General features: G+C 50.1%; 26 protein-coding genes and 1 other annotated feature. Of the genes, 25 read left to right on the top strand and 1 reads right to left on the bottom strand.

Annotation, left to right across the window (positions count from 1 at the left end):
* Positions 1-3 precede the first annotated feature (3 nt).
* The 7 genes from IKW96_RS01805 to IKW96_RS01775 all read left to right on the top strand — a co-directional run bounded on the left by IKW96_RS01805 (position 4) and on the right by IKW96_RS01775 (position 4,240).
* Positions 4-303, top strand: a complete 300-nt coding sequence (locus tag IKW96_RS01805) for a hypothetical protein (RefSeq protein WP_296569641.1) — start codon at positions 4-6, stop codon at positions 301-303.
* A gap of 21 nt (positions 304-324) precedes the next feature.
* Complete coding sequence (locus tag IKW96_RS01800) at positions 325-798, top strand: hypothetical protein (protein WP_296569640.1); 474 nt, start codon at positions 325-327, stop codon at positions 796-798.
* 9 nt (positions 799-807) lie between these two features.
* Entirely contained in the window at positions 808-1,311 is a 504-nt protein-coding gene (gene rimM, locus IKW96_RS01795; RefSeq protein WP_296569638.1) for a ribosome maturation factor RimM, read from the top strand.
* A gap of 44 nt (positions 1,312-1,355) precedes the next feature.
* Positions 1,356-2,072, top strand: coding sequence for a hypothetical protein (locus tag IKW96_RS01790; RefSeq protein WP_296569637.1), 717 nt, complete (start codon positions 1,356-1,358; stop codon positions 2,070-2,072).
* 50 nt (positions 2,073-2,122) lie between these two features.
* A complete protein-coding gene (locus IKW96_RS01785; protein WP_296569636.1) occupies positions 2,123-2,848 on the top strand; it encodes a hypothetical protein in 726 nt (241 codons plus the stop codon).
* Between the two features lie 51 nt (positions 2,849-2,899).
* Entirely contained in the window at positions 2,900-3,598 is a 699-nt protein-coding gene (trmD, locus tag IKW96_RS01780; protein ID WP_296569635.1) for a tRNA (guanosine(37)-N1)-methyltransferase TrmD, read from the top strand.
* 369 nt (positions 3,599-3,967) lie between these two features.
* Positions 3,968-4,240, top strand: coding sequence for an HPr family phosphocarrier protein (locus IKW96_RS01775; protein ID WP_019679940.1), 273 nt, complete (start codon positions 3,968-3,970; stop codon positions 4,238-4,240).
* A 56-nt stretch (positions 4,241-4,296) separates the two neighbouring features.
* Here IKW96_RS01775 and spoIVB read toward each other — a convergent pair whose 3' ends face one another.
* Positions 4,297-5,520, bottom strand: coding sequence for a SpoIVB peptidase (spoIVB, locus tag IKW96_RS01770; RefSeq protein WP_296569634.1), 1,224 nt, complete (start codon positions 5,518-5,520; stop codon positions 4,297-4,299).
* 106 nt (positions 5,521-5,626) lie between these two features.
* On the opposite strand from spoIVB, the gene IKW96_RS01765 reads away from it, so the two are divergent.
* The 18 genes from IKW96_RS01765 to IKW96_RS01680 all read left to right on the top strand — a co-directional run bounded on the left by IKW96_RS01765 (position 5,627) and on the right by IKW96_RS01680 (position 22,398).
* Positions 5,627-6,154, top strand: a complete 528-nt coding sequence (locus tag IKW96_RS01765) for a hypothetical protein (RefSeq protein WP_296569633.1) — start codon at positions 5,627-5,629, stop codon at positions 6,152-6,154.
* A gap of 186 nt (positions 6,155-6,340) precedes the next feature.
* Complete coding sequence (locus IKW96_RS01760) at positions 6,341-7,324, top strand: biotin--[acetyl-CoA-carboxylase] ligase (RefSeq protein WP_296569632.1); 984 nt, start codon at positions 6,341-6,343, stop codon at positions 7,322-7,324.
* Between the two features lie 60 nt (positions 7,325-7,384).
* On the top strand, positions 7,385-8,059 hold the full coding sequence (locus IKW96_RS01755; RefSeq protein WP_296569631.1) for a TIGR00266 family protein: 675 nt from the start codon (positions 7,385-7,387) through the stop codon (positions 8,057-8,059).
* A gap of 2 nt (positions 8,060-8,061) precedes the next feature.
* Positions 8,062-8,205: a hypothetical protein gene (locus tag IKW96_RS01750; RefSeq protein ID WP_296569630.1), complete on the top strand. Its 144-nt coding sequence runs from the start codon at positions 8,062-8,064 to the stop codon at positions 8,203-8,205.
* A 50-nt stretch (positions 8,206-8,255) separates the two neighbouring features.
* Positions 8,256-8,513: a hypothetical protein gene (locus IKW96_RS01745; protein ID WP_296569629.1), complete on the top strand. Its 258-nt coding sequence runs from the start codon at positions 8,256-8,258 to the stop codon at positions 8,511-8,513.
* Positions 8,514-8,646: 133 nt separating this feature from the next.
* Positions 8,647-8,890 (top strand) — a binding site (T-box leader).
* A 70-nt stretch (positions 8,891-8,960) separates the two neighbouring features.
* Positions 8,961-10,625 (top strand): 2-isopropylmalate synthase, encoded by a 1,665-nt coding sequence (locus IKW96_RS01740; RefSeq protein ID WP_296569628.1) that lies wholly within the window; start codon positions 8,961-8,963, stop codon positions 10,623-10,625.
* A 34-nt stretch (positions 10,626-10,659) separates the two neighbouring features.
* Entirely contained in the window at positions 10,660-12,357 is a 1,698-nt protein-coding gene (ilvB, locus tag IKW96_RS01735; RefSeq protein WP_296569627.1) for a biosynthetic-type acetolactate synthase large subunit, read from the top strand.
* A gap of 9 nt (positions 12,358-12,366) precedes the next feature.
* Positions 12,367-12,870: an acetolactate synthase small subunit gene (ilvN, locus tag IKW96_RS01730; protein ID WP_295085548.1), complete on the top strand. Its 504-nt coding sequence runs from the start codon at positions 12,367-12,369 to the stop codon at positions 12,868-12,870.
* Between the two features lie 37 nt (positions 12,871-12,907).
* Positions 12,908-14,176, top strand: coding sequence for a 3-isopropylmalate dehydratase large subunit (gene leuC, locus IKW96_RS01725; RefSeq protein ID WP_296569625.1), 1,269 nt, complete (start codon positions 12,908-12,910; stop codon positions 14,174-14,176).
* Positions 14,173-14,664, top strand: a complete 492-nt coding sequence (leuD, locus tag IKW96_RS01720; protein WP_296569623.1) for a 3-isopropylmalate dehydratase small subunit — start codon at positions 14,173-14,175, stop codon at positions 14,662-14,664. The genes leuC and leuD overlap by 4 nt, the downstream gene beginning before the upstream one ends.
* A gap of 119 nt (positions 14,665-14,783) precedes the next feature.
* Entirely contained in the window at positions 14,784-15,860 is a 1,077-nt protein-coding gene (gene leuB / locus IKW96_RS01715) for a 3-isopropylmalate dehydrogenase (RefSeq protein ID WP_296569622.1), read from the top strand.
* Positions 15,861-16,002: 142 nt separating this feature from the next.
* On the top strand, positions 16,003-16,605 hold the full coding sequence (locus IKW96_RS01710; protein ID WP_296569621.1) for a hypothetical protein: 603 nt from the start codon (positions 16,003-16,005) through the stop codon (positions 16,603-16,605).
* Between the two features lie 40 nt (positions 16,606-16,645).
* Positions 16,646-17,032 (top strand): RidA family protein, encoded by a 387-nt coding sequence (locus IKW96_RS01705; RefSeq protein WP_296569620.1) that lies wholly within the window; start codon positions 16,646-16,648, stop codon positions 17,030-17,032.
* A 146-nt stretch (positions 17,033-17,178) separates the two neighbouring features.
* Complete coding sequence (locus IKW96_RS01700; protein ID WP_296569617.1) at positions 17,179-17,667, top strand: hypothetical protein; 489 nt, start codon at positions 17,179-17,181, stop codon at positions 17,665-17,667.
* Positions 17,668-17,816: 149 nt separating this feature from the next.
* Positions 17,817-18,749: a quinolinate synthase NadA gene (gene nadA, locus IKW96_RS01695; protein ID WP_296569615.1), complete on the top strand. Its 933-nt coding sequence runs from the start codon at positions 17,817-17,819 to the stop codon at positions 18,747-18,749.
* Between the two features lies 1 nt (position 18,750).
* The gene (gene hydE / locus IKW96_RS01690) at positions 18,751-19,800 is read left to right on the top strand and encodes a [FeFe] hydrogenase H-cluster radical SAM maturase HydE (RefSeq protein WP_296569613.1); all 1,050 of its coding nucleotides are present in this window, start codon (positions 18,751-18,753) and stop codon (positions 19,798-19,800) included.
* Between the two features lie 124 nt (positions 19,801-19,924).
* The gene (locus IKW96_RS01685; RefSeq protein ID WP_296569611.1) at positions 19,925-20,869 is read left to right on the top strand and encodes a hypothetical protein; all 945 of its coding nucleotides are present in this window, start codon (positions 19,925-19,927) and stop codon (positions 20,867-20,869) included.
* Between the two features lie 14 nt (positions 20,870-20,883).
* Positions 20,884-22,398, top strand: coding sequence for a sialate O-acetylesterase (locus IKW96_RS01680; protein ID WP_296569609.1), 1,515 nt, complete (start codon positions 20,884-20,886; stop codon positions 22,396-22,398).
* Positions 22,399-22,434 lie beyond the last annotated feature (36 nt).

Below are 22,434 nucleotides of genomic sequence, written 5' to 3'. Positions count from 1 at the left end.
ACTATGAAAAAATCACTTGTCACGGGCGGTATTGCCGGCGGTCTGCTGCTCATTGCCGCACTTGTCATATACTTTTTCTTCCCGGGGATACTTACATATATCGATGTAAATGTGAACGACCCCCATATAAACGAAGCTGCGGAGGAATTTCAGAGGGTTGACGTTCCCGAAAGCTTCAGGAGCTTTTCCTCAAAGGGGATAAAGTTCAGTATGCCCGAGGGAGCCGAAAAAAACAGGAGCGGCTCGTCTGTGAGCAAGGACGAGGAGATCTCCGTAATCGTCATGGAAAACGACTCCTACTAGAGCTTTGTCCGTCAGCAGGAAATGGCTGAAAATCCCGACACTGATATAAGCACCGACCCGTGGGAAAGCTTCCTCTACGATGAGGAGACCTACCGGCATTTCTACAAGTCCATGAAGGCTCAGTACCCCACCGAGTACGACGCCAGGACAGAATTGCTGTGGTTCATAAAGGACGGATTCACCGCAAAGGACTGCCTGAAACTCCGCGGCACGGACAGAAAGGTGTTCAAGGAGTTTGCGGACATAAAGGAAGAAGCTGTTGCCTACGAGGACGTATACAAGCTGAAAGGCAACGGATTTTTCGCCTATGTATGCCGCATAAAGAAAGCGTTCAGCGCCGAAACCGAAAATGAAGAGGAAGTCACCGGGCACTTCCGTTGGTCATGCACTCTTTTCCCCGATGACAGCACCACAAAGTACTATTTCCTGATGATATCGGGCGAAAACGACGATATCAAGCCACAGGTGATAAGCTCTATAGAACTGGACAAATAAGGAGATACGATGAAAAAGGAATTTCTCGAAGCGGGCAGAATAGTCACCACCCACGGCATACGCGGAGAAGTGAAGATAATGCCCTACACTGACAGCCCTGAGCTTCTTGCGGAGTTCGACAGGCTTTTCATAGGAAAAAACCACGAGGAAGTGAACATTGAGCGCTCCCGCGTGTTCAAGAATACAGTCATTGCAAAGATAGAGGGAGTCGATACTCCCGAAGCTGCGGAGAAGCTCCGCAACAAGGTGCTGTATATGCACCGCGACGACCTTGAGCTTGACGAGGACACCTATTTCATACAGGACCTTATGGGACTTGAAGTCCGCGACGCCGATACAGGGCAGGTCTACGGCAAGATAGCCGACGTTATGCAGACAGGCGCAAACGACGTTTACGTCGTAAAGGGCGACGACAGGGAGTACCTTGTCCCTGCTATTGCGGACGTTGTGGTCTCCACGGACATCGACGGCGGAGTTATGACCATACGTCCCCTTGACGGGCTTTTCGACTGAAAAGGCTTTAACAACACTTTAAGGCACAAATGGAGCAATTCAACATGAAAAAAATACTGACAGGTATCATCACACTTGCCGTCGCAGCAGCAGTACTGCTTTTCTTCTTCCCTGCTCTGCCGAAATACGGTTACATCAGAATAACGGACAAATATCCGTCGCTGAACACGGAACTGAAAGAATATGACCTTTCGGGTGTTACGGTCCCCGACGACCTTGTGGAAATAAAGGAAGAACACGGGCTCTCTGTGAAGATAGCTCCCGATATGAAGCTGAAAGAGGACTCACGCTACCCTACATACATAAACAGCGACAAATCAGCGGTGCTGATAGTCAAATATGACGAACTTCCGCCTGCTGACGCGGACGAGCAGTTCAGTCCCGCCACACACAAGCAGATAGAGAAGTTCTTTAAGGCCCGCAATATGCCTGTTCCTGCTTCACAGTATGAATTTCTGGATTTTACCTACTCACTGACCTATGACGACTTCAATATCCGAAGTCTCAGTGACGAAAAGATATTCAGAAAACTGGCGGAGTCAAAGGAAGAGCTGTTTGAAGCCACAAGCGGAGCCTATTCCTTCCATTCGGGAGACAACTGCGGCTTTGTGGAATGTCTCGGCAAAAAGGAAAATGCAGAAAGATACGCAGTTTCGCTGTATACAGGCGATGCTCACGAAAACTCGTTCATGGTGATAATAAGCAGCGAGGATATCGGGCTTGCAAAACAGATGATAGCTTCGATAAAGATAGAAAAATAATGCAGAACAAAAGAAAAACGGCTTGAACAAGCCAAAAGGAGGCAAATATCATGAAAAAATTCTTCGGCATACTGTTTTTACTCATTCTCATAGCTCTCGGAGTCTGCGCGTATTTCTTCCCAGGGCTGCCCTATTACTACAAGACAAAGCACGAGTTCAAAGAAACAGGCAGCATATGGTATGAGCTCCCCGATGAGCTCCCTAAGCTCCCCTCTGACAGCTTTGACCAGTATTCCTCCCTCGGAGTGCGTATAACTGCATGGAAAGGCATGGAGCCCGTCCACACCGAGGAAAAGGACGCTGTAATGTGGGGCAGCAAGGACACCAACCTGTTTGTGTCAGTTTGTCAGGACACTCTCGGCGAGAACTTCGATTTTCTCGATATGACAGGCATTGACCCCGAGGACCTCGACAGCTACTGCAAGAAAAAGCAGAAATCGACTCCGCAGAACAAGGGCGAATTTGTCCGTCTTGCGGCAATGCTGAACATGAAGGACATTGATATCCACAGCAGCAGGAACGCAAAGACTTTCTATAAGATAATGAACTGCAAAAACGACCTTATACTTGCAGACGCAAGCACTGTTAAGTTCTACCCCGTGGAGGGCGTAGGATTCCGCGGATTTTTGCAGACCAACGACGCTCCCGACGGGCAGTACGCATTTATCAATATCTACCCCGAAAGAGACAAGAAACACCGCTATATCCTCTCCATGAGCGTTACCGACTGGGACGAGGTCATCGCCATGGCGGAGAGCATACAGCTTACAGAATGAAAATCATGAGACCGCGCTTATTGCGGTCTCTGTTCATAAAAGGAGAATACTATGCATATTGAGATAGCAACGCTTTTCCCCGAGATGTGCGAAGCCGTTCTCGGCGAGAGCATTGTCGGCAGAGCCCGCAGGGCAGAAAAGATAAGCCTGCACTGCCGTCAGATAAGGGAATACACTCAGGACAAGCACCGAAGAGTCGATGATACGCCATACGGCGGCGGAATGGGCATGGTCATGCAGTGTGAACCCATATACAACTGCTACAAGGCGGTCTGCGAGGACCTGGGCGCTAAGCCCCATACTATCTATATGTCCCCGAAAGGCAGGCTCTTCGACCAGAAACGCGCAATAGAGCTCTCAAAAATGGACAATATCCTTATAATATGCGGTCACTATGAGGGAGTCGACCAGCGCGTCATCGACAAGATAGTGGACGAGGAGCTCTCCATTGGCGATTATGTACTCACAGGCGGCGAGATACCTGCAATGGTCGTAGCTGACGCAGTAGCCCGTATGTGTGACGGAGTCCTCTCCGACGAGGTGTGCTTCACAGACGAGAGCATTTACAGCGGACTTCTTGAATATCCTCAGTATACCCGTCCCGAGGTGTGGGAGGGCGAGGCTGTCCCACCTGTTCTGCTGACCGGTCATCACAAGAATATCGAGACATGGAGGCATGAACAGAGCCTGAAGCTCACTGAGGAGCGCCGCCCCGATCTTTTAGCTAAATACAAATTAAACGATGACTGAGCGTTTATTGCTATTATGATTTAAAATTTGACAATTATTGCTGTTCCACATATTAACTGGGCGTATATCCAAAAAAACATTTTCCCTTTAGAAGATATTAACATAATCTCACGTTGAATAATATGCATTTTCAACAATGAAAATCAACATTTTTTTGTAGTTATAATATACAAGCAAGCTGATAAAAATTCGTTCACATTTAATCTAAATGTAGAATTTAGAGAAAAGATGGATTATAATCGCAAAAATCCGTTGACGAAGGAAAAAATAGAATGTATAATAAAATCAGCAAGAAAACAATTGCAAACGACAACACAGTCCTTATAAAAATGAGAGGGGCTGTAACCACAGAGAATAGGAGAGTTGTTTATGTTTGTTAGAGAAGTAATGGTAAAGAATCAGGTTGGACTTCACGCAAGACCCGCTACTTTCTTTATTCAGAAAGCTAACGAGTTCAAGTCATCAATCTGGATCGAGAAGGAAGAGCGCAGAGTAAATGCAAAGAGCTTACTCGGTATCCTTTCACTCGGAATCGTTGGCGGTACCAACGTTAAGGTAATTGCTGACGGAGCTGACGAGAAGGCTGCAGTTGACGCACTCATCGAGCTCGTTGACAGCGGTTTCAGCGAAGAAAACAGATAATTAAAGAAGATAATAACTTGGGGCGTTACGATAAGTAACGCCCGCTTTTATTTTGCCTATTCAAGGCTTTCAGCCATGTTTTCGGCAAATATGCCGTAGCCGCGCGACGGGTCTGACACAAGCACATGGGTTATGGCTCCTGCCAGCTTTCCGTCCTGAACTATGGGACTGCCGCTCATTCCCTGAACTATGCCCCCTGCGGCTTCAAGGAGCCGTTTGTCGGTTATGCGTATCACCATATTTCTGGTGCTGCCGCTGCTGTAATCGACTTTTTCTATCTCGGCTGTATATTTTTCGGGATAAGTTCCCGATATCGTGGAGTAGATCTCCGCAGGACCCGTCTTTATTTCCTGACTGTACGCCATTGGAAACTCTTTGCAGTCCGCAGAGAGCCCGCTGAGGGCTTCCGTCGATAATACGCCGTAGATACCGCTTGTCTTGTTCCTGTCAAGGACTCCGAAGCTCTCCCCGTCGGAAAAGCTGCCCCGAAGCTCCCCGGGTACTCCCTGAGCGCCGCGGCGGATATCGGTAATTTCCACAGGTACGGCTTCACCGCTGTGGACAGGGACTATCCCTCCCGTATCCGAGTCGCAGATAGGATGTCCGAGACCGACAAAATGTCCTGTTTTCGGGTCAAAAAACGACATCGTACCGATACCTGCGATACTGTCGCGCACCCACATTCCGCCCTTCCATTCCGAGCTTCTGCGGGAGAGAACAGGCTGCAGTCCGACGGAAAACACCCTGCCCTCACGCTCTACGGAAAGTTCCACAGTCCTGCCCTCGGAGGCGGATATGAGCTGCTGGAGCCTGTCATTTGAGGTGAGAGCCTCGCCGTTCGCAAGACGTATGACATCGCCTGTGCGGATACCTGCTTTTTCCGCAGGACAGCTGTATTTGCCGTTTTTGTCCTCAACATCGCCGAGACCTGTCACCATAACGCCCTCCATGAGGAGCTTTATGCCGAAAGGACGGCCTCCGACTGCAAAAACAGGAGCTTCTGCGTGGCGGACTTCCACATTTTTGACGGGAATAATGCCGAAAAGCGAAAGCGTTACCTGTTCAGTGCCGCTGTAAGTCCCCGAAACAGGTACTGCCCTGTCGCAGGAGCTTGTGCAGCAGAGCTCGGGAAATTCCGCAAGTTCAAGGGCTCTTCCCGTTTCCACCGTAACTGCCGAGGGCAGCTGCGAAGAATAATAGCCTGCCGTTCCGAATAATACGATAAATCCGACAGATAATAAGGCTGCGGCTGATTTTATTATTTTTCTTTTCAACAACATTTTGTTTTTCCTTTCATGTTCCCGAAGGAACATATTTATTATGCTTCGGCTATGTGATATTATAAATGTGAAATGCACACAGCCGAAAACTACTTATGGAGTTAATATGAGCCAGAAAAAAAAGAAATATCTTCAAAAAAAGTCATCGAAGCTCATGACTGCCGCAAAAATATGCACCCTTTTGCTGAGCGCGTTTTTTTCGGGAGCTATGACCGCTCTCAGCGGCGCAGGACTTGTATACAACCGCGGAAGCTACGGGGAAAGCCTCGCCGATACCGGCTTTTTCCTCATTATTTCCGCCGCCCTTATGGTTTCGGGAGCTGTTCTGTGCCTTTTCAGGAAGAATTTACCGGATATCCTTTCAATTATCCTCTCATTTGCAGGGCTTGTCCTGTGCATGGTCATGCTGAAAAAACTGACAGGTCACGCCGACGCAAGCGGCTGGACGGACAAATACACCCTTGAGCCCGTGAGCGGTATGTATATACGCAGGATACTGCCCTGTATCGTGCCTGTGCTCATGTCGGGAGCAATAGCGGCTGTGCAGCTCGGCTCATATGAGCTGAAAGAGCAGCGGAGAGCGAAAAAAGCGGAGAAGAACGCTCCTGCGCCTCCGATAATCGACGAGGAATAAGCTGCCTTGCATTTTCAAAAGCCGCCGCGAAAAATATTATACAACTGAAAGGACGGGAAAACCGTCCTTTTTTGCGTATCAGCAAAAAAATTCACCTGCAAATGCGATTTTTTATACTTTTTATCTTGAAATTTTTATCTTTTTGTGGTACAATGTTATCAATATTACCGAAAGGAACACTTAGCCATGAATGTAAAATCCGAATTACTCGCTAATCTTGCCAATGCAGGCGGCGACTACATATCGGGTGCTGCACTCGCAGATAAGCTCGGTGTGAGCCGCAATGCTGTATGGAAAGCCGTCAAGGCTCTTGAAGCAGAGGGCTTTTCCATAAGCTCAATAACCTCAAAGGGTTATAAGCTCAACGAAGACAATAACAGACTTTCGGAAGATCTTATCTCTCCCTTCCTTACAACAAAGGAAATGGGAAGGACCATAAAGGTGCTTGAGGAAGTCGATTCCACAAATAATGCTGTGCGCGAGCTCGAGACCGAAAAAGCGCCCAACGGCACTACCGTCGTTGCCGATTCGCAGACCGCAGGCAAGGGACGTATAGGCAGGCATTTCGTTTCGCCGCAGGGTACGGGACTCTATATGAGCGTCCTCGTGCGCCCTCATTTCGACCTCGAATTCGCCCCCATGATAACCGCAGCCGCCGCCTGTGCTGCCGCAGAAGCCGTTGAAGAGCTGTGCGGAAGCAAGGTCAGTATAAAATGGGTCAACGACCTCTATATGAACGGCAAAAAGATATGCGGTATACTCACTGAGGCTTCTCTCGGACTTGAAATGCGCGAGCTTGACTGCGCTACTATCGGCATAGGCATAAATGTACGCAGTATAGGCAAAGACTTCGACCGCGAGCTCAGAAAGAGAGCTACCTCCATAGAGGACGAGACAGGCGTTGTTATCAACAGGAACAGGCTCTGCGCCGAGGTACTCAACCGCCTTGAGCCCTATCTCGGAAAAATTTCCGACAGGAGCTTCCTGAAGGCATACAGAGAGCGCGAAATGCTTACAGGTCACAAGATAACCGCTATGGTGGGCAATGAGCAGCTTGTAGGTGAAGCTCTCGGTATAGACGAGAATGCAAATCTTATAATAAGACTCCCCTACGGCGAGATAAAGTATCTCAGCTCGGGAGAGGCAAACCTTTGCAGGATAGCAGACTAATGTCAGTGTGCGGTATTTCCGCATAATATAAATTAATTTATTTCAGGGAGGTATATTGATATGAGATATACTATTATCGGTCAGACAGTTCCTGCCGTTGAATGTGAGCTCAATGCAGGAGAGTCGATGTTCACGCAGTCAGGCGGAATGATCTGGCAGTCACAGGGAATAACTATGTCAACCAACGCAAGAGGCGGCGTAGGCAGAAGCCTCGGACGTCTTTTCACAGGCGAATCGATATTCATGGCAAACTATAAAGCGGACGTTCCGGGCGCAAAGATAGCTTTCGGCGCTACAGTTCCCGGTTCTATCGTTCCTGTCAATATATCCAGCGGCGGTCTTATCTGTCAGAAGGGCGCTTTTCTCTGCGCTGAGCAGACAGTAGACCTCAAGGCAGTTTTCACAAAGAAGATACTCTCAGGTCTCTTCGGCGGTGAGGGCTTCATTCTCCAGCAGCTCTTCGGAAACGGTATGGCTTTCCTCGAAGTAGACGGAGATATGGTGGAGCGCGTTCTTGCTCCCGGTGAAGTTATCAAGGTAGATACAGGCAACGTTGTTGCTTTTGAGCCTACAGTCCAGTACGAGATCGAGACTGTAAAGGGCCTCGGAAATATATTCTTCGGCGGAGAGGGACTCTTCCTCACAAAGCTGACAGGTCCCGGCAAGATCATACTCCAGACACAGAACTTCAACGACTTTGCAGGAAAGATCCTGTCACTCGCAGCTAAGAAGTAAAAATGAAACAATGGCTTATAGCTGCCGCAGTCGCCCTGATATACCTGCTTTTCAGCGTATTTACGGGATTGTGGGCAATTTCATGGGTAATATGGGTATTCTATGCAATATACAGGATAGCTGATTATATAAAGTCGCAGCAGTAAAAGCTGCCTGTACATCTCTTACGGCACTTTATGGTATTGAGGTGAAATGTATGTTTATATTTGGTTTCCCTGTCATGGGATTACAGTATATGGCAAACGGCGAAGCTCTTTTCCGCATGGCTGCCGAAAACAATGCCGTCCCGGGGTGGCACGGCGCTAAATGGCGCTGCGTATGCGGAATGGAGAACGACACTAAATTCTGTCCCGAATGCGGAGCTAAAGCTCCCGTAAAGCCTTGGAAATGCAGCTGCGGCAAGGATTGCGGTACCAATTTCTGCCCCGACTGCGGCGCAAAAGCCCCACTGTAACAGATCCGCAGTGAACGGCGTCTCTGCCGTTCACTGCAAACAACTGACGGCTAAGGGCTGATTTTGAAGAGCAAAATCATTCCGGGGCTTGACAAATATGCATTTACAGTGTATAATACATTTATTATAATCAACAAATGCGATGAAGGGAAACAAAGCTTGGATCAGTTTTCACAGAGAGCCGTCGGTCGGTGTAAGACGGCAGACAGATACAAGTCATAGCTCCTCCCTGAGCAGTCGGCTGAAAGCTTCGGCAAATAGGCTTGAACGGGCTCTCCCGTTACAGAGATATGCGTTGATCCGACGCAGACGAGTGGGTGTATTCTTACATCAAGAAGAGTGGTACCACGGAGTATTATTGCAGCTTCGTCTCTTCCATGCCGTTGCATGGAGGAGATTTTTTATACCCTCCGCAATGACATAACGGATCGGAATGGAGGTCATACAATGAATAACGTCAGCAAGTACACAAGGCAGTTCTTTGAAGCGCCGAAAACTTCAATGAAATGGACGGAAAAGTCCTATATCGACAAGGCTCCGCAGTGGTGCAGCGTCGATCTCCGGGACGGAAATCAGGCGCTTATAATCCCCATGAGCCTCGGCGAAAAGCTTGAATTCTTCCAGCAGCTGGTGGATATCGGCTTCAAGGAGATAGAAATAGGCTTCCCTGCGGCTTCCGAGACAGAATACGACTTCTGCCGCACCCTTATCGAGCAGAAGCTCATACCCGACGACGTTACCATACAGGTACTCACGCAGTCGAGAGAGCATATCATAGAAAAGACCTTTGAAGCCCTGAGAGGCTGCAAAAACGCCATAGTACACCTCTATAATTCCACTTCCGCCGCCCAGCGTGAACAGGTCTTCCGCAAAAGCAAGGAGGAGATAACAGAAATCGCTGTCAGCGGAGCAAGGCTCTGCAAGGAGTACCGCGAAAAATACGAGGGGAACTACAGGTTTGAGTACTCCCCCGAGAGCTTCACGGGAACAGAGCCCGAATTTGCACTGGAGGTCTGTAACGCAGTCCTCGACGTATGGCAGCCCACTCCCGAGGACAAGGTCATAATCAACCTGCCCGTAACGGTGCAGCTCTCAATGCCTCACGTCTACGCAAATCAGGTGGAGTATATGTGCGAGAACCTGAAATACCGCGAAAACGTCATAGTTTCCCTCCACCCCCACAACGACCGCGGCTGCGCGGTGGCTGACACGGAAATGGGACTTCTTGCAGGAGCGGAGCGCGTCGAGGGAACTCTCTTCGGAAACGGCGAGCGCACGGGGAACGTGGATATAGTCGTCCTCGCAATGAATATGTACTCGCAGGGCGTTGACCCCCAGCTCGATCTCAGCGATATCCCGTCAGTTTCGGAGCTCTACACCAGAGTTACGCGAATGAATATATACGAGCGCCAGCCCTATTCGGGAAAGCTGGTTTTCGCAGCCTTCAGCGGCTCACATCAGGACGCTATCGCCAAGGGTCTGAAATGGCGTGAGGAGGGGCATACTCAGTACTGGACGGTCCCATATCTCCCTATCGACCCCGAGGACGTAGGCAGGGAATACTCCGCAGACGTTATCCGTATCAACAGCCAGTCGGGCAAGGGCGGTATCGGCTATATACTCGAAACACGCTTCGGCTACGACCTTCCCAAGAAAATGCGCGAGAGCGTGGGATATCTCGTCAAGGGCGTATCCGACCGCAAGCACAAGGAGCTCCTCCCCGACGAGGTCTACGAGATATTCAAGAAGAATTACGTGGATATAACCTCCCCGATACACATAGGCGAGACCCATTTCGTGCAGCGTGATGGTATCGAAGCTACCATAAGCTTCGATTACAACGGCAGGAAGGTAACAGTTACCGATACGGGAAACGGCCGTCTTGACGCCGTAAGCAACGCCGTAAGGTCCTATACCAACGCCGACTACAGCCTGAACAGCTACTCCGAGCACGCTCTGGAAGTCGGCTCTGCTTCAAAGGCTGTTTCCTACGTGGAGATAGTCACAGGAAACGGTAAGAGCTTCTGGGGCACAGGCATAGACAACGATATCATCACCTCCTCGGTCAAGGCGCTCATCAGCGCTGTAAACAATATGCTCAGCGCAGGCTGAGGACCGCAAACACAAAAGTAAAGGACATGATACTATGAAAATATCAGGTGCAAAAATAGTCGTTGAGACCCTCATCGAACAGGGCTGCGATACAATTTTCGGCTACCCGGGCGGACAGGTCATAGACCTCTTCGACGAGCTGTATTCCGCAGAGAGTCGCATAAAGCACATCATCGCCGCACATGAACAGGGAGCTGCCCATGCTGCGGACGGCTACGCCCGTTCAACAGGAAAGGTGGGCGTAGTCATCGCTACATCGGGTCCGGGTGCGACAAACCTTGTAACAGGCATAGCTACGGCATATCTGGACTCTGTTCCAATGGTTGCCATTACGGGAAATGTTGCCTGCAGCCTCATAGGACGGGACAGCTTTCAGGAAGTCGATATCGTAGGCATAACCATGCCTATCACCAAGCATAATTTCATAGTAAAGGACATAAAAGAGCTTGCGGACACTCTCCGCACAGCCTTTAAAATAGCCAAATCAGGCAGACAGGGTCCTGTCCTTGTGGATATACCGCAGGACGTTCAGCAGGCTCTCTGCGAGTATGAATCCAACGCACAGCCTGTCATACCCTATCCGCTCACCTTTGCCTCAGAGGATAAGCTGCAAAAGGCGGCAGCTCTCATAAACAGCTGTGAGAAGCCATATATCTACTTCGGCGGCGGAGTTATCAGCGGCAAGGCTTCACAGCAGGTAACGGCTCTTGCCGAGAAGATAGACGCTCCTCTGGGCTGCTCTCTCATGGGACTTTCCGCAGTTTCCTGCGATCATCCGCGTTTTCTCGGTATGCAGGGTATGCACGGGCATTTTGCCTCGACTGTGGCTCAGAACGAGGCTGACCTGGTCATAGCTCTCGGAGTACGCTTCAGCAACAGGGCGGCAGGCGATGATTCGCGTTATCCGAAGCATACGAGCATTATCCACATAGATATCGACGGTGCGGAGCTCCACAAGAACGTCCCTGCGGACGTTGCCATAAAGGGCGACCTTCACGACTCCCTCGAAAGGCTCATTGCAATGGCTGAGGAGAAGAAGCACCCACAGTGGTGGGAACGCATAGGACAGCTCCGTACCGAGGAAAAGACTCATACCGCGGCAGCTCTCAGCGCTGCAAAGGCAAGGAGAGGCGGCAGGAAGCTCAGCCCCTATGAGATAATCGACGCCATAAGCTCCCGTGCAGGCGAGGACGCAGTTATCGTTACGGACGTCGGTCAGCACCAGATGTGGACTGCTCAGCGCTATCCGCTGAAAAAGCCGCGCACCTTCCTGTCCAGCGGCGGTCTCGGTACAATGGGCTTCGGTCTCGGAGCAGCCGTAGGCGCAGCCTGTGCTACGGGCAGGCGCTGCATACTCTTCACAGGTGACGGCAGCTTCGGAATGGACCTTTGCGAGCTTGCAACGGCAGTTTCGCAGAAGCTCCCCATAACTGTAGTTATAATGAACAACGGCGTTCTCGGAATGGTTCGCCAGATGCAGACGCTTTTCTATGACAAGCGCTATTCAAACACCACCCTCGACCGAAGTACGGACTTCGCAAAGCTTGCGGAGGCTTTCGGCGCAAAAGGCGGTCATGCGGCTTCCGCGGAAGAGCTTGAAAAGCTTGCGGACGAAGCCCTTTCCTGCAATACTCCTTTCGTTATCGACTGCGAGGTAGACAGCGACGAGCTGGTTCTCCCCATGCTCCCCAACGGCGGCTCGATAGACGATATGATAACAGAGATAAAGTGAGGTGACATTATGGAACAGCAGTATGTTATAGGCGTTATAGTTGCCAATGTTTCGGGCGTACTTTCGAGAGTTTCGGGTATGTTCACACGGCGCGGCTTCAATATCGACAGCCTTACCGTGGGCGAGACCGAATCAAGCGGCTTTTCGCGCATAACCATTGCCTTTCACGGCGACGAGGACATAAAGGAGCGCATACTCCAGCAGCTTCAGAAGCTCCATGATGTCAGGGAAGTAGAGGTGCTGGACAACAAGGACACGGTAATACGTGAACTTCTCCTCATAAAGGTAAGAAACAAGGCTGAAATAAGGCAGGATATAATGACGGCGGTGGAGATATTCCGCTCAAAGATAGTGGACTATTCCCCAACATCGCTGACCTGCGAGCTCACGGGCGAGACCTCGAAGATAGACGCATTTATCGAGCTCCTCAAGCCCTTCGGCATAATGGAGATGTGCCGCACGGGAATAGTTGCTATAGAGCGCGGCGAGAACTGCCTTAAAACAGTGAAATAAACCCGATAAGCATATCTTATCGAAAGGAATGATAAAAATGGCAATGACAATGACGCAGAAGATACTTGCGGCTCACTCGGGCAGGGAGTCGGTCAGCGCAGGGGAGCTTATCCTCGCAGACCTCGACCTCGTTCTCGGCAACGATATAACTTCTCCCGTGGCTATCAAGGAGTTCCGCAGGCTCGGCAGGGACAGCGTGTTCGACAGAGACAGGGTCACAATGGTCATGGATCATTTTGTCCCCAATAAGGACATAAAAGCGGCGGAGCAGTGCAAAATGTGCCGCGATTTCTGCACGGAACAGAACGTCACCCATTTTTACGACGTGGGAGAAATGGGCATAGAACACGCCCTGATCCCCGAAAAAGGTCTTGTTACTGCAGGAAATGCCGTTATCGGCGCGGACTCACACACCTGCACCTACGGCGCACTCGGAGCTTTTTCCACAGGCGTGGGCTCTACGGACATGGCCTGCGGCATGGCAACAGGCAAGGCGTGGTTCAAGGTGCCGTCGGCTGTGAAGTTCGACCTCACAGGCAAACTCCGCAGATATGTCTCGGGCAAGGACGTTATACTGCATATTATCGGTAAGATCGGCGTTGACGGAGCCCTCTACCGCTCTATGGAGTTCACAGGCAGCGGACTTGCTTCACTTTCAATGGCAGACCGCTTCTGCATGGCAAATATGGCTATAGAGGCAGGCGCAAAGAACGGCATATTCGAGGTGGACGAGACAGCTCTCGGCTATATGCGCGGGCACGGCTGTGCTGAGCCGACTGTGTACAAAGCCAATGATGACGCAGAATACGATGAAGTCATTAACATAGACCTCTCCGTGATAGAGCCCACGGTGGCTTTCCCACATCTGCCCGAAAACGCCCGTACCTTTGCAGGAATAGGCGAAGTCAGGATAGACCAGGTGGTAATAGGCTCCTGCACCAACGGCAGACTGGAGGACCTAATCGCTGCCGCTGAGATAATGAAAGGCAGAAAAGCTGCCAAAAACGTGCGAGTTATCGTTATCCCCGCCACTCAGAAAGTATATCTTGACGCAATGGAAATGGGACTTCTCAGAACATTTATCGAGTTCGGAGCAGTTGTGTCAACGCCTACCTGCGGTCCGTGTTTAGGCGGATATATGGGCATTTTAGCCGCAGGAGAAAGAGCCGTTGCAACTACCAACCGCAACTTCGTCGGACGTATGGGACACCCGGAATCAGAAGTTTATCTCGCAAGCCCTGCAACTGCCGCCGCAAGCGCAGTAACAGGCAGACTTACAAGTCCGTGGGAGGTGGCTGAGCTATGAAATACACGGGAAATGTTATAAAATACGGCGACAACGTGGACACGGACGTTATAATCCCTGCCCGTTACCTCAATACCAGCGACCATAAGGAACTTGCCAGCCACTGCATGGAGGACCTGGACAGTACCTTCGTGAGCCGCGTAAAACAGGGAGATATCATCACCGCAGGGCTGAATTTCGGCTGCGGCTCCTCCCGTGAACACGCTCCCATAGCCATAAAGGCAAGCGGAGTTTCACTGGTCATCGCCAAGAGCTTCGCCCGTATCTTCTACAGGAACGCTATAAATATAGGTCTCGCTATCGTGGAGTGTCCTGCGGCTGCGGATGAGATATCCGAGGGCGATACCGTAGAAGCCGACCTCGATAACGGCATTATCCGCAATATCACCACGGGCAGGGAATATAAAACGGCTCCTTTCCCCGTGTTTGTGCAGAAAATAATCGAAAACGGCGGACTTATGGAGGCTATTGCCAACGGCGTTATTTGAGCCGTTAAGGCTAAGAACCAAGAACTGAGAAATAAGTGTATGGGACGGCGTCCTCGCCGCATCTGCAATTCATGATAAAGCCAATGGCTATAAAGGCTGAAAACAGAAAGGAGTATATTATGGAACTGAAGATCGCATTGTTAAAGGGCGACGGCATTGGTCCCGAAATAGTGGACAGCGCCGTAGCGGTACTGGAAAAGGTGGCGAAGAAATTCGGACACAGCTTCACCTTCACGCCTTACCTCATAGGCGGCTGTGCTATCGACGAAACGGGAGTTCCCCTGCCGCAGGAAACTGTGGACGGCTGCCTTGCGTCAGACAGCGTTCTCCTCGGAGCTGTGGGCGGTCCCAAATGGGACAGTCTCGGCGGCGATGTCCGTCCCGAAAAGGCTCTCCTCGGCATACGCTCCGCACTGGGACTTTACACCAATCTCCGACCTGCAAAGCTCTATCCTGCGCTGAGAAACGCTTCTCCTCTCAAAGACGAGATAGTGGGCGACGGCTTTGACCTCCTCATAGTCAGGGAGCTCACAGGCGGTATATACTTCGGCGAGCGTGGTCTCCGCGAGGGAAAATACGGCACGGAAGCCTTCGACACCGAGGCTTACAGCATAACCGAGATAGAGCGCATAGGCAAGGCTGCCTTTGAAGCCGCTATGAAGCGCAGAAAGCGCGTATGCAGCATTGACAAGGCAAATGTACTGGAATCCTCGCGGCTCTGGAGAAAGACAATGCATGAGCTTGCGGAGAAGTACCCCGAAGTACACTACACGGATATGCTCGTTGACAATGCGGCTATGCAGCTCGTCCGTGACCCGAAACAGTTCGACGTCATAGTTACGTCCAATATGTTTGGTGATATACTTTCAGATGAAGCCTCACAGATAACGGGCTCCATAGGTATGCTCGCCTCTGCTTCTCTGGGAGCTTCCAAACGCGGACTGTACGAACCAATACACGGCTCGGCTCCAGACATAGCAGGCAGGAACCTCGCAAATCCTATTGCCACCGTGCTTTCCGGAGCTATGATGCTCCGCTATTCATTCGGTCTCAACAAGGAAGCCGACGCTATAGAAGCGGCTGTGGACAAGGTGCTCGCAGAGGGCTGCCGCACAGCTGATATCATGGGCACGGACAAGGAAACAGCTCCTCTTACCTGTTCGGAAATGACAGAAAAAATATTAAAGGTTATATAAACGCATTACAAGTTCATATGAACTTAACGAAAAATTTAAAAATTACTCCTTGACTTTGCTTCGCATTTGTATTATCATTATTGCAATACGAACCGCAAACGGCTCGTAACAAGCTATAAATCATTTATAAAGGAGTAATATCATGAATAAGAGATTATTGGGGTTAACATCATCAGCATTCATTTTTGCAGCAGCTCTCACAGGCTGTACAATCAGCAGCGGCGATTCGTCCTTCAGCTTTTCAGTCTCAAAGGGCGACGACAAGACGGTCTCAGACAAGTCCGCAGATACTGCAAAGGATAAGAAGTCGGACAAAAAGGCTGACAAAGGCGCTCTTCCCGATATAAAGGACTACACGGGCAGCTATACCTGCAACGGCTACGGTTCCTGGGGCGGAGACAAGTATCCCAACTGCGAAACCATACAGAACGACCTTGAGAAGGATCCTATGACTATCTCAGATGACGGCACTCTGCACTTCCACGGCGGCGATTACAGGCTCGTTCCCGAGGGAACAAAGGACGACGCGGAAATATTCAGTATCGAAGGTATCAGCTTCGACTTCGACCAATATCCTTACTACAATATCACGGACAAGGACTCTGAGGGCGTTGTTTATTTCGTAAAGGAAACTCAGCACATGACTGTAAACGATGTGGACTGTCCGTATGAGACATACAAGGTGTGCCTCACAGCAAAGGACGACACTTCAAGCTCCGCTTACATATCGTTCAGCAAGGACTGAGTTCTGAAAAATATCATTTAATAAACGGAGGTATCTTTTTATGCTCACAATCAGTACAAACAAAGCTCCTGCAGCTGTAGGACCTTACTCGCAGGCTATCGTTTCACACGGAATGGTCTACACAAGCGGTCAGATCGCTATCGACCCCGAGACCAACACAGTCAAGGGGAAAACTATCACGGAACAGACCGAGCAGATAATGAAGAACCTCGCAGCTGTCCTCGAGGAGGCAAACTCAGGCTTCCACATGGCTGTGAAAACTACCTGTTTCCTCGCGGATATGAACGATTTTGCAGCTTTCAACGAGATATACGGCAAATATTTCACTTCTCTCCCTGCAAGGAGCTGTGTTGCGGTAAAGTCCCTTCCCAAGGGCGTGCTCGCAGAGGTCGAGGTACTTGCCGAGGTGTGTGATTATTCTTATTGATATCTCTGTTGAACATTAACTATTCATTGTAGGGGCGGTCAGCGGTCGTCCGCTTAGTATAACAATTTTTAAGCGGACGTGCAATGCGCGTCCCTACATTATATATGGATGGAAAAAGCAGTTTTGAACACCGAGAAAGGAAATGTATGTCTTTTAAGATCAGGCACGAACAACGAAGTATATCGATAATTTTAATAGTCTCGCTTCTTCTTTTATGCGGTTTATCCTGTTTTTTTATTGTCAATGAAATGTATCTCCGGCTTCAATTCAGCCTGATACTTCAAATCCTGTTGCTTGCCGTTTTAATTATCGAGCAGAATGTCAGGACGGTTATAACAGTTGATGACGATACTGTAGAGATAAAGCATATTTTCAAAAGGATAACACTTGATATCGGACAGATAAGCGATATTCAGGCTGAACGATATCAAAAAGTGCACAAAAGAAATGATATCGAACCCCGTTTCAGAATGATAATAAGTCTTGACAGCGGCAAAAAAGTTTTGCTCAATGATACAGCAGCGGCTGGCGGGATACCTTTCGGAATACTGACATACAGAAGAAAGAAACTTCCTCTCAACAAAATCGAGCTTTTCAAAGCATATCGGTTTATCATGAAAAAGTGGCTTTACTGACAGCACGGGACGTCGTTCCCTGCAAATCTATTCACTTCTCCGTTGATTATGACGGAGAAGTTTCTTTTTTGCTTGAAATAATATCTGATATGTGGTATAATGTTAAAATAGGCTTATTGTAATTTGAAATCCAGAAAGGAAGTATATCCATGACTGTCCGTGAATTACAGGATAATATCATAAAGCTCAAAAAACAGACCAATACCGCTATCCTCGCGCACTGCTACCAGGCGCGTGAAATATGCGAGATAGCCGATTTCGTCGGCGACAGCTACAAGCTCAGTGTTGACGCTAAAGGCATCTCTCAGGAGAACATCATCTTCTGCGGAGTACACTTCATGGCGGAAACAGCTAAAATGCTCTCCCCTCAGAAGCGCGTTTACCTTTCCAGCAAGCACGCAGGCTGCCCTATGGCAGAGCAGATGGACAGGGACATGATAAGCGCTATCCGCGCTCAGGAGCCCGACCGCACCGTAGTTGCCTATATCAATACGACTGCGGCTCTCAAGACCGTCTGTGACGTGTGTGTTACTTCTTCAAGCGCACTAAAGATAGTAAAAGCGCTCGACAGCGACAAGATACTCTTTATCCCCGACTGCAATCTGGGAGACTACATCAAGAAGCAGTGCCCCGACAAGGACATAAAGCTTTTGCAGGGCGGATGTCCCACTCATGCAAGGATAACCGTGAATGAAGTCCTTGCGGCTAAAAAGGAACACCCCGACGCTCTCTTCCTCGTTCACCCCGAATGTACTCCGAAAGTAGTGGAACTTGCGGATTATGTGGGCTCCACCACGGGTATAATGGACTATGCAAAGAAGTCAGACAAGAAGGAGTTCATCATCGGTACGGAAAACTCCATCGTGGAGCATTTACAGTACGACTGCCCCGAAAAGAGCTTCTACCCTGTGAGCCGCGACCTTGTGTGCCATAATATGAAGCTCACAACTCTCCCCGACGTGTACAATACTCTCCTTGCCATAAGCGGAGAGGACCGCGAAGCCTGCGAGATACTCATGGACGACGAGCTCATCGCACAGGCAAGAAAGTGCATTGACGAAATGATAAGGCTGGGCGGCTGATATGACAGGATTAGTCGAAAAGCTGTACCGGACAGGCGACCTCACAGACAATGAGCTGAGGGAGCTGATAAACACTGATGATACAGACGCTGCGGAGCTCCTCCGCAGACGGGCTGATGAAGTAAGACAGAAAAGCTACGGGAAAAAGGTGTTTCTCCGCGGACTTATCGAGGTCTCCAGCTACTGTAAGAACAACTGCCTTTACTGCGGCATACGACGCGGAAATGCTGAAGCTGACCGCTACCGCCTTTCCCGTGAAGATATACTGAAATGCTGCGAAAACGGCTATGAGCTGGGCTTCCGCACATTCGTAATGCAGGGCGGCGAGGACGCATTTTTCACCGATGATTTCCTATGCCCTCTTATATCCGAGATAAAGACAAAGTACCCCGACTGTGCAGTGACGCTTTCCCTCGGAGAGCGCTCCTATGAGAGCTACAAAAGGCTGAAAGAGGCAGGTGCAGACAGATATCTGCTCCGTCACGAAGCCGCTTCTCAGGAGCTGTATTCAAAGCTCCACCCTGAGGAAATGAGCCTTGAAAACCGAAAAAACTGCCTGTTTCAGCTGAAAGAGCTGGGCTATCAGGTCGGTGCGGGCTTCATGGTGGGAGCTCCCTGTCAGACTGTGGAGCATCTGATCGCGGACCTGCGCTTTTTGCAGGAGCTCCGGCCGCAGATGATAGGCATAGGCCCCTTTGTTCCCCACCACAAGACCCCATTTGCCGCTGAAAAGGGCGGAACTCTTGAACTTACGCTGAGACTTCTCGGAATACTCAGGCTGATGTTCCCGAAAGTCCTGCTGCCTGCAACGACTGCTCTCGGAACTATCGCTCCCAACGGCAGGGAGCTCGGCCTGCAAACGGGCTGCAATGTTGTAATGCCCAATCTTTCGCCTGTTATGGTGCGTAAGAAGTACGACCTGTACGACAATAAGATATGCACGGGCGAGGAGGCGGCAGAGTGCCGCAGCTGCCTGCAGAGAAGGATAGGATCCGCAGGCTACGAGGTTGTCTCGGAGCGCGGAGACTGCATTGATCAGTTGAAAGTTTAGAGTGCAGAGTTGAGAGTTAAGGGGCTTGCTCATATTATTTAAATCCTGTCGCCGAAGGCAGCAGGAGAACTTTCAACTCTCGGCTTTGCGCTTCTGTGCAAAATTTTGATTTAAGGAGAAATTTATGCGAGTACGTTTTCATCTGCCCGACTTTTCGGGTAATTTCAAGCTGAATCTGCTCTTTGCGGAGCTCCTCGAGCATAATCCCGGGTTCTTCCGCGAGGGAGTTGAGATAGCGTCATTCTACGGAGTTTTTCCGCCCTCCATATGGAACGGCGGCAGGACTCAGGGCGGAGTATGCGACAAGACCTTTGTCAGAGCCGTTATCAAAGCCTTCAACGACAAGGGCATACCTCTCCGCTTTACATTCACCAACCCGGCACTTGAAAAGAAACATCTCAGCGACCAGTTCTGCAATATGGTCATGGCTATGGCGAACAACGGGCTCAATGAAGCTATCGTCATGTCGCCTCTGCTTGAGGACTATATCCGTCATAATTTCCCCGATTACAAGCTCACAAGCTCCACCTGCAAACGCCTGAATACTATTGAGGGTCTTCTCGGGGAGCTGAAAAAGGACTACCACATAGTCGTTATGGACTATGACCTCAATAACAGGTTCGACCTGCTCGAACAGGTACCTATGGAGGACAGACCTAAGATAGAATTTCTGTCAAACGCCTGCTGTGAACCGAACTGCCCGAGGCGCTCGGCTCACTATCATTCCATAGGCGTTCAGCAGATAGCATATAACGAACATATCAAGAAGTACCCGAATCTCCCGTTTGACGCGGCAAAATACGACCCTGACCACTTCCGCGACTGCCCTTACTCCCAGAGAGGTCTCTTTGAGATAAGAAACCTCCGGACACATATCTCTCCCGACGATATATGGGAAAAATACGTGCCTATGGGCTTTGAGCAGTTCAAGATAGAGGGCAGGACCGCAAGTCCCATAAACGTCCTCGAGACATATATGTACTACATGGCAAAGCCCGAATGCCGCGATGAAGCGCGTTTCACGCTGCTGAAGGCTATGGAGAACACAGGCGCACTAAGTTTTAAGTAAAAAGGGGAAAAATTATGAAGATAGCAGCTGTTTTCAGTGACAACATGGTGCTTCAGCGGAACAAGAACATCCGCGTTTTCGGCACCTGCACCAACAAGGAAAAGGTAATCACAGTAAGCATTCCCGAGCTCCAGAGCTCGGCGCGTGCAGTCATAAAGGACGGTAAATGGGAAGCTGTGCTCCCTCCGAGACGTGAGCTGGGCTCATGCACCCTCGAAGTCTGTTGCGGAGCTGTAAAAAAGGTTTTCAATAACGTCGCTATCGGCGAGGTATGGCTCGCAGGCGGACAGTCAAACATGGAGTTCGAGCTGAAGGACGAGCGCAGGGGCGCTGCTGCCCTTGCAGGCTGTACAGGCGAGAATGTGAGATTCTACTATACTCCCAAATGCCCGATGGCAAACGAGGAGCTGACCGCTGCTGAAAAGGAGTCGGGCTGGCAGCTGCCCTCTCCCGATAATTCGCGCTCATGGTCGGCTGTGGGATACTATTTCGCAAAGGAGCTCAGCCGCAGACTCGGCGTTACAGTCGGCATAATCGGCTGCAACTGGGGCGGTACTTCCGCTTCTGCGTGGACAAGCCGCAGATATCTCGAATATGACAGCCGTCTTCGCCCTTATCTTGACGACTACGATAAAGCCATAGAGGGCAAGACCGACGAGGAAATGATAGCCGAGTACGACGCATACTCCGAAAAACAGGGAAAATGGGACAGAGAGATCAACGAATACCTCAAAGCTCACCCGAATACAAAGTGGAGCACCATTATTGCAAAATTCGGCGAAAGTCTGTACCCCGGTCCTATGAATATAAAGAATCCCCTGCGCCCGGGCGGCCTTTATGAGACCATGCTCAGCCGCGTATCGCCCTATACTCTTGCAGGCGTGCTGTGGTATCAGGGAGAATCCGACGACTTCCGCGCAAAGACCTACGATGTGCTGCTTAAAACCCTTATCGAGAACTGGCGCAGCGACTGGCACGACGACGAGCTTCCTTTCCTTATCGTGCAGCTGCCTATGTTCAGGTACGAGGAGGAGCCCGATAATCAGAGCTGGGCTTACGTAAGAGAAGCACAGGAAAGGGTCTTCCGCACTGTAAAGAATACGGGTCTTGCTGTGGCTCTCGACTGCGGTGAATTCAACAACATTCACCCCGTGGACAAGTCACAGGTGGGACACAGGCTCTACTTGCAGGCTATGAATATGGTATACGGCATACTCAGCGACAGCGATACTATGCCGCCTATGTACGACAGCTATGAAGTATTGGGCAGCACCATGCTCATACACCTTAAAAACTGCGAAAAAGGACTTGGCGGCAAGGACGCAAGATGTCTCGAGGGCTTTGAGCTTGCCGGAGACGATGGTGAGTTCTTCCCTGCAAAGGCGACGGTCAGACTGCCGTATATAGAGCTTCGCAGCGATAAGGTTAAGATACCTGTTTCTGCCCGCTTCAAGTGGACGAACTATGCAGACGTCGGACTTTTCGGCATAAACGACCTGCCGCTTCCGCCGTTCCGCACGGATAAATAAGAGCTCCTGTTTTTTAAGGAGCTGCCGGCGTTCACA

Source organism: Ruminococcus sp., assembly GCF_017549005.1.
Classification (GTDB): domain Bacteria; phylum Bacillota; class Clostridia; order Oscillospirales; family Ruminococcaceae; genus Ruminococcus.
The sequence above is the reverse complement of the archived record's forward strand: the minus strand, read 5'-3'. Positions and strand labels throughout refer to the sequence as shown.

Bases quoted from the DNA above. Each gene is read 5' to 3' on its own strand.
- spoIVB (WP_296569634.1), bottom strand. From the start codon at position 5,520: ATGTTGTTGAAAAGAAAAATAATAAAATCAGCCGCAGCCTTATTATCT.
- hydE (WP_296569613.1), top strand. From the start codon at position 18,751: ATGACAGGATTAGTCGAAAAGCTGTACCGGACAGGCGACCTCACAGAC.
- trmD (WP_296569635.1), top strand. From the start codon at position 2,900: ATGCATATTGAGATAGCAACGCTTTTCCCCGAGATGTGCGAAGCCGTT.
- IKW96_RS01790 (WP_296569637.1), top strand. From the start codon at position 1,356: ATGAAAAAAATACTGACAGGTATCATCACACTTGCCGTCGCAGCAGCA.
- IKW96_RS01800 (WP_296569640.1), top strand. From the start codon at position 325: ATGGCTGAAAATCCCGACACTGATATAAGCACCGACCCGTGGGAAAGC.
- IKW96_RS01745 (WP_296569629.1), top strand. From the start codon at position 8,256: ATGTTTATATTTGGTTTCCCTGTCATGGGATTACAGTATATGGCAAAC.
- IKW96_RS01760 (WP_296569632.1), top strand. From the start codon at position 6,341: ATGAATGTAAAATCCGAATTACTCGCTAATCTTGCCAATGCAGGCGGC.
- nadA (WP_296569615.1), top strand. From the start codon at position 17,817: ATGACTGTCCGTGAATTACAGGATAATATCATAAAGCTCAAAAAACAG.
- IKW96_RS01680 (WP_296569609.1), top strand. From the start codon at position 20,884: ATGAAGATAGCAGCTGTTTTCAGTGACAACATGGTGCTTCAGCGGAAC.
- IKW96_RS01805 (WP_296569641.1), top strand. From the start codon at position 4: ATGAAAAAATCACTTGTCACGGGCGGTATTGCCGGCGGTCTGCTGCTC.
- IKW96_RS01765 (WP_296569633.1), top strand. From the start codon at position 5,627: ATGAGCCAGAAAAAAAAGAAATATCTTCAAAAAAAGTCATCGAAGCTC.
- IKW96_RS01740 (WP_296569628.1), top strand. From the start codon at position 8,961: ATGAATAACGTCAGCAAGTACACAAGGCAGTTCTTTGAAGCGCCGAAA.
- IKW96_RS01750 (WP_296569630.1), top strand. From the start codon at position 8,062: ATGAAACAATGGCTTATAGCTGCCGCAGTCGCCCTGATATACCTGCTT.
- leuC (WP_296569625.1), top strand. From the start codon at position 12,908: ATGGCAATGACAATGACGCAGAAGATACTTGCGGCTCACTCGGGCAGG.
- leuB (WP_296569622.1), top strand. From the start codon at position 14,784: ATGGAACTGAAGATCGCATTGTTAAAGGGCGACGGCATTGGTCCCGAA.
- IKW96_RS01710 (WP_296569621.1), top strand. From the start codon at position 16,003: ATGAATAAGAGATTATTGGGGTTAACATCATCAGCATTCATTTTTGCA.
- rimM (WP_296569638.1), top strand. From the start codon at position 808: ATGAAAAAGGAATTTCTCGAAGCGGGCAGAATAGTCACCACCCACGGC.
- IKW96_RS01705 (WP_296569620.1), top strand. From the start codon at position 16,646: ATGCTCACAATCAGTACAAACAAAGCTCCTGCAGCTGTAGGACCTTAC.
- IKW96_RS01775 (WP_019679940.1), top strand. From the start codon at position 3,968: ATGTTTGTTAGAGAAGTAATGGTAAAGAATCAGGTTGGACTTCACGCA.
- leuD (WP_296569623.1), top strand. From the start codon at position 14,173: ATGAAATACACGGGAAATGTTATAAAATACGGCGACAACGTGGACACG.
- ilvB (WP_296569627.1), top strand. From the start codon at position 10,660: ATGAAAATATCAGGTGCAAAAATAGTCGTTGAGACCCTCATCGAACAG.
- IKW96_RS01685 (WP_296569611.1), top strand. From the start codon at position 19,925: ATGCGAGTACGTTTTCATCTGCCCGACTTTTCGGGTAATTTCAAGCTG.
- IKW96_RS01700 (WP_296569617.1), top strand. From the start codon at position 17,179: ATGTCTTTTAAGATCAGGCACGAACAACGAAGTATATCGATAATTTTA.
- IKW96_RS01785 (WP_296569636.1), top strand. From the start codon at position 2,123: ATGAAAAAATTCTTCGGCATACTGTTTTTACTCATTCTCATAGCTCTC.
- IKW96_RS01755 (WP_296569631.1), top strand. From the start codon at position 7,385: ATGAGATATACTATTATCGGTCAGACAGTTCCTGCCGTTGAATGTGAG.
- ilvN (WP_295085548.1), top strand. From the start codon at position 12,367: ATGGAACAGCAGTATGTTATAGGCGTTATAGTTGCCAATGTTTCGGGC.